The sequence below is a fragment of the Chromobacterium fluminis genome, from assembly GCF_011602385.1.
Classification (GTDB): Bacteria; Pseudomonadota; Gammaproteobacteria; order Burkholderiales; family Chromobacteriaceae; genus Chromobacterium; species Chromobacterium fluminis.
On record NZ_JAAOMA010000104.1, the window covers coordinates 1 to 4,488 of the forward strand.

General features: G+C 60.5%; 5 protein-coding genes. All 5 read left to right on the forward strand.

Features of this window, described 5'->3' with window-relative positions:
* The first annotated feature begins 656 nt into the window (after nucleotides 1-656).
* The 5 genes from HA052_RS26975 to HA052_RS26995 all read left to right on the forward strand — a co-directional run bounded on the left by HA052_RS26975 (nucleotide 657) and on the right by HA052_RS26995 (nucleotide 4,289).
* Nucleotides 657-986: a hypothetical protein gene (locus HA052_RS26975; RefSeq protein WP_166454424.1), complete on the forward strand. Its 330-nt coding sequence runs from the start codon at nucleotides 657-659 to the stop codon at nucleotides 984-986.
* 327 nt (nucleotides 987-1,313) lie between these two features.
* Nucleotides 1,314-2,645 carry an amidase gene (locus HA052_RS26980; protein WP_166454425.1) on the forward strand — a complete coding sequence of 444 codons (1,332 nt, stop codon included), beginning with the start codon at nucleotides 1,314-1,316 and terminating at the stop codon, nucleotides 2,643-2,645.
* An 11-nt stretch (nucleotides 2,646-2,656) separates the two neighbouring features.
* Nucleotides 2,657-2,968 carry a DUF1484 family protein gene (locus tag HA052_RS26985; RefSeq protein WP_043591517.1) on the forward strand — a complete coding sequence of 104 codons (312 nt, stop codon included), beginning with the start codon at nucleotides 2,657-2,659 and terminating at the stop codon, nucleotides 2,966-2,968.
* A 176-nt stretch (nucleotides 2,969-3,144) separates the two neighbouring features.
* On the forward strand, nucleotides 3,145-3,591 hold the full coding sequence (locus HA052_RS26990; RefSeq protein ID WP_166454426.1) for a hypothetical protein: 447 nt from the start codon (nucleotides 3,145-3,147) through the stop codon (nucleotides 3,589-3,591).
* A gap of 74 nt (nucleotides 3,592-3,665) precedes the next feature.
* Nucleotides 3,666-4,289: a thiol:disulfide interchange protein DsbA/DsbL gene (locus HA052_RS26995; protein WP_166454427.1), complete on the forward strand. Its 624-nt coding sequence runs from the start codon at nucleotides 3,666-3,668 to the stop codon at nucleotides 4,287-4,289.
* The last annotated feature ends 199 nt before the right edge of the window (nucleotides 4,290-4,488 follow it).

Sequence of the window (4,488 nt, forward strand, 5' to 3'; positions counted from 1 at the left end):
ATGCCGCCGATCACTTGGAAGCAAGCAGCCAACCAGTTTGCTATTCTGTTCGGCGAGCGCTTCACTGACGCTCTCGGCTGAGATTTGTTTAACCGACCTCGGCACACAGAATTCCTGACACCTCCGCGCGGAGCGGCTATCCACCGCCGTGTTGAAGCTGCTCTCCACCATTTGAGGCCCTCCAAGGATTTGTTCAAAGTCTTGCTCTGGTTCGCCGGGCTTTGAACAGGTTCTTAAGACCCGCTAACAAAACCCCTGATCCTGCGTTGCGCCTCCTTGTCGTACCACTTGTACTGCCTGCGTCGGCGCGCCTTGGCTCAGGTTCTCTGCGAGGTTTTGTGAGCGGCTCTAAGTCTCTCAATCCTGCCCCGCGCGGCCGTCTCCGGCTTGACGCTCCGCCCCCGTCTCAGTACTCTTTGCCTCGCGCTGCGCCAAATAACGCCGCGCCGGGCAGGCAAGCCTATTTTTCCCTTATTCGCAGACAAGCAAAGTCCGTCTGGACTGCGCGCGTCTGTTGCCACGCATCTGCATCTGAGCAGGGCGTGGCAGGGAGCCCCTTACGGGGCTGCCGGCCTTAATAAGGGAACCGGTCTTGCCACCTTGTCACGCTCCTGCTCGTATCCGAGCAGGCTTTCAAAGCTGACTTGGAGACTGCAATGACTCCACTGTTTTCCCTCCTTCCTTTAGCCAAACCGCCCCCGGTCAACGGGCAAGATCCACTGCGCCTGCTGTCCCAAACTTTGGACGCTTGCGCGTTGGCCTTGAACGGCTTTTCTCTATTGCGTTCCACCTTGGCTGCCATCCAGGCCAGGTCCATTCCCGGCTCCCACCAATCCTTATTGGCGCGTCTATCCATTGAAGTACTGGATGACTACGCCGCCCGCCTGCAACAACTCAGCACCGCTGTCCAAGACGAGCAGCAGGGAACGGCGCCATTGCCTTTCCATGCAGGCGTCGGCGGAGGCGCGGGCGCTACTTGCCGGTAGCAAGGCGATAGCCGCGGTGTCCGTTCGCGGCCTCAGAACCTGTTGACGATCTGCTGCGCGTGGTGAGACGTGGCACGGTGAGTGCCGTTTCGAAATGCTCATGTACCTCTCGACCATTCCGCTTTCTCAGCGGTTTTCGCCTTGCCTCGCCTTGGCTCGCGAGATCGTGAACACGTTCTTAAGCGTTCAATCTAGGAGTTCAATTAGGCGTTCAATCGCCTACCGCCTTTAGGAGAGCCTTATGTCGCAATGTCATGAGTTTGCCTCGCGCCACAGCAAGGCGTTGGCCATGCAACGCTTCTGTTTCGCCCAGGAAGGGGAGGCGGCATGAAACCCACCGTGATGCAATTGCACAGGGATTTGCTGCTGGGCAATACCAGCAGTGTGGCGCTGACGGAGCAGGCGCTGGACGCCATCGCCCGCCACCGGGAAGCCGGCAAACTGGCTTTCACCCTGGTGAACGCTAAAGCCGCGCTGGCCACGGCCCGACGGATGGACGCCGCCGGGCTCTATCCCACCCCGCTGGCCGGCATTCCCGTATCGATCAAGGATCTATTTGATATCCAGGGCCAGGTCACCACGGCCGGTTCCGTAGTGTTCAAGCGCAACCCGCCGGCGGTCCAGGATGCGGCCGTGGTGGCGACGTTGCGCGCAGCCGGCGCGGTATTGTTGGGGCGCACCAATATGAGCGAGTTCGCTTGCTCCGGCCTGGGGCTGAATTCGCACTACGGCACGCCGCGCAATCCCGGAGATCCGGAACGCGTGGCGGGCGGCTCCAGCTCCGGCGCGGCGGTCAGCGTGGCTTTGGGCATGAGCGCGGCCGCGCTGGGCGCGGATACCGGCGGCTCCGCGCGCATCCCCGCCGCTTTTTGCGGCCTGGTTGGCTTTAAACCCACCGCGCGGCGGGTGCCGATGCAGGGTTGTCTTCCTTTATCGCCGTCGCTGGATTCCATCGGGATGCTGGCGCGTTCGGTTTCTTGCTGCGCCATCCTGGACGCGGTGCTTAGCGGCGGCTGGACGCCCTCCCACGCGCGCGGCCTGCCGCCTGATGTGAAAAAGCGCCGTTTCTACGTGACTGACGATTACCTTTCCGAGCAGGTGGACCCTGCTGTGGCGCAGGCCTTCGACGACGCCCTGGCGCGCTTGTCTCAGGCTGGCGCTCGCATCATCCGTTTCGATTTTCCGGAGTTGCGGCGGATTGAGGACATGGAGGCTCAAGGCGGCTTGGCGGCGGCGGAGGCCTGGCGCTGGCACGGCCCGCAGCTGGAGGGCAAGGGCGGCGCTTGCTATGACCCGCGCACTGCCCGACGCCTGCGGCAAGGGGCCGGCCTGAGCGCGGTCAGGTATCTGGAGCTGATGGAGCAACGCCGCGAGCTGCAAGCCGCCGCCGCGTATCGCTTGTCCATGGCCGACGCCTGGCTGATGCCCACCGTGGCGATTTTGCCGCCCAAGTTGGCGGAGTTGGAGAACGAGGAGGTTTACGCTCGCCTGAACCGGCTGGTTCTGCGCAATAGCGCGGTCGTCAATCTGTTGGACGGTTGCGCGGTGAGTTTGCCGCTGACGGATCAGATCGGCTTGAGCGTGTGCGGGCTGCATGGCCACGACTCCCATATCCTGAAAATCGCCGCCGGCGTTGAGCGCGCGCTGGCTTACCCATAAGGAGAGCGGCGATGAAAGACCAATTGCCCGTGATGGAGCAGCTGAAACAACTGAACCAGGATTTGCTCGAGGCTAGGCCGGACCAGACCGCTTTGTCTCAGCTTGGCCGGCAGATGGCCGAGCAGTGCGCGGAAATGGACGCTTGCCTGTTGCAAGGCTTGATGGAGATTCGTTCGGCTCATGTCGGCTTGCAAGCCATCCTGACTTTGCTGCAGCGCCGCGACGAGCCCTTGCTGTTCAGCAGCGAGGAGGCGGTGGCTTTGCTGGAGCCGGTGCAACAGCGTCTGTGCCACGGCTTGAACGGCCTTAACCGCCTGGTTTGAGTCTTGCTTTCGCGCGCGCAAAAATAAAGCGCGGCTGAGCCGTCTTTTCGTACTGGTCAGATATTTTTTCGCGGCGCGTTTGCGCATACTTTGCCCATCTTATGCGGCGTTCTTTGCATAGGGTCTCACGCCGATCCCCCGGTGTTGAGCTGCCTAGTGTCTATTGCAAACCCATCATGTTTGCCTCCCTCTCCCTGCGTGGAGAGGGATATTTTTTTAACCGGAACCCCGCTCCGGCCTGTCGGCATGCGCTGATCGCGCCGTTTGCGAGCCATCTGCTAGGAGAAAGCATGAACTTCAATATGAATGCCGCCCAGTTCCAGCACAAATTGGCCGAAATGGAAGAGGAAAACCTCATGCTGCGTTTGCAGTTGGATGTTTACCGCGATGAGCTGTTCAAAAAGTACGAGTCGTTTCTGGATGAAAAATTGACATCGGAAATGGACAAAAAACTGAGCCTGGATGTGCGTAAGGCGGAGGCGGATATGCGCCAGAGAATGCAGGAAGAAATCAAGCTGTTGAGGGAAGAGTTGCAGCGTCTGCGTGGCCCGGAGAAGGCGAGCGTCAAGCTGAACAAGGTGGAAAAGACGGCCGAGGTGCCGACTTTGCTGGCAACGGCCTGAGGTTTCATCTCCGCCCTTGAACGCGAGGGCGCACTGCGACGGAGCCCGGCGGCGGAATCAATGGAGTGTAGTGAATGAGAGCATTACTGTTGTTGTGTTGGTTTGTTCTGGCGCTGGGCGCGGCGCAAGCGCAGGTTGTGGTAGGGAAGGATTATCTGGTGTTGCCCAAGCCGCACCCAGTATCCAGCGGAGACAAGATCGAGGTGGCGGAGTTTTTCTCCTACCCATGCCGACATTGCTACTCTCAAGACGCCGCGATATCGGCCTGGCTGAAGACCCAGCCTGCGGATGTGCGCGTGGTGCGCAAGCACGTGGTGTGGGGCAAGCCGATGGAAGGGTACGCGCGGGTGTTCGCCACCTTGAACGTATCCGGTCTCTCGGACCGTTTGCATGGCGCGGCCTTCCGCGCGGTGCAGCATGACAAAATCAATTTGGGGAATGAGGCGGAATTTGAGAAATGGCTACGCCGCCAGCCAGGCGTGGACGTCGCCAAGACCATGGCGGTGTATCGATCCTTCGCGGTGAAGGCGCAAGTGGAGGCTATCGCCAAGTTCACCAAGGATTACCGGATCTTCAGCACGCCCATGCTGGTGGTGGACGGCAAGTACGCGATTGCCGCGGCCCCGCCGGAGCGTACGCGGGAGGTGCTGGACGCTTTGCTGAGCAAGGTGCGGGCGCAAAGAGACGGACAAGTCTGAACCTCTACATCTGAATGTCTCAAGAAGCGGTTCAATGCCGCATCGCTCAGCGTGGCGGATATTGAGCCGCGTCGGAGGTGTCAGGAATTCTGTGTGCCGAGGTCGGTTAAACAAATCTCAGCCGAGAGCGTCAGTGAAGCGCTCGCCGAACAGAATAGCAAACTGGTTGGCTGCTTGCTTCCAAGTGATCGGCGGCATC

Bases quoted from the DNA above. Each gene is read 5' to 3' on its own strand.
- HA052_RS26975 (WP_166454424.1), top strand. From the start codon at position 657: ATGACTCCACTGTTTTCCCTCCTTCCTTTAGCCAAACCGCCCCCGGTC.
- HA052_RS26980 (WP_166454425.1), top strand. From the start codon at position 1,314: ATGAAACCCACCGTGATGCAATTGCACAGGGATTTGCTGCTGGGCAAT.
- HA052_RS26985 (WP_043591517.1), top strand. From the start codon at position 2,657: ATGAAAGACCAATTGCCCGTGATGGAGCAGCTGAAACAACTGAACCAG.
- HA052_RS26990 (WP_166454426.1), top strand. From the start codon at position 3,145: ATGTTTGCCTCCCTCTCCCTGCGTGGAGAGGGATATTTTTTTAACCGG.
- HA052_RS26995 (WP_166454427.1), top strand. From the start codon at position 3,666: ATGAGAGCATTACTGTTGTTGTGTTGGTTTGTTCTGGCGCTGGGCGCG.